Genomic DNA, 628 nt, shown 5'->3' on the forward strand with positions numbered 1-628 from the left:
TAGGACTAACAAAAGATGTTGCTTGGTTAACTACTGTAGATATGGTTTCTGAAGAAGCTTTCCTGAAAAATGACAGTTACAAAAAATTACTCAACGAGGGATGTAGTATAGAACATGTCGACGGTAAAGATGGTGTTTTTGACCCCAATTTTGAACCACAGCCAGGGGATATATTTGTATGGAGGAGATTAAAACCCGGAAGAACAAAGGAGGACGGTCATACAGGTATCGTATATACCTATGATAAAACGACTAAGATAGTGACCATTTTAGAGGCATTAACAGAGAGTGGTGATATGGATACACATATCAATACTAAATTTTCGATTTTAACTTCAAAAGAGAGAAATGAAATAAAAGATAGTGGTTCAGAAAATAATAAAACTAGAGTATCATATTACCAATTGAAAGGAGGAGCATTACAAATACATACTGGATGGAAAGGGTATTTCCGACCAAAAGGATATCATAAAATATTATAAAAATATGAAAAGAGGAATAATTATCGTGCTATTAAGCTTGAGTTTGTTAAGTTGTCAAGGAAAAGACAAAGAAATAACCCAAACAGAGCAGATTGCAACGCAAGAACAAGAACCAAAGAAACTACATTGGTGGGAGCTACCACAGT

At 34.6% G+C, this 628-nt stretch carries 1 protein-coding gene; it reads left to right on the forward strand.

Features of this window, described 5'->3' with window-relative positions; translation table 11 throughout:
- The coding region (locus H4K33_RS16370; protein ID WP_182650874.1) for a CHAP domain-containing protein at positions 1 to 482 on the forward strand (482 nt) is incomplete at its 5' end.
- Positions 483 to 628 lie beyond the last annotated feature (146 nt).

Origin of the sequence: Myroides sp. WP-1 (assembly GCF_014145635.1) — a bacterium.
Taxonomy (GTDB): domain Bacteria; phylum Bacteroidota; class Bacteroidia; order Flavobacteriales; family Flavobacteriaceae; genus Flavobacterium.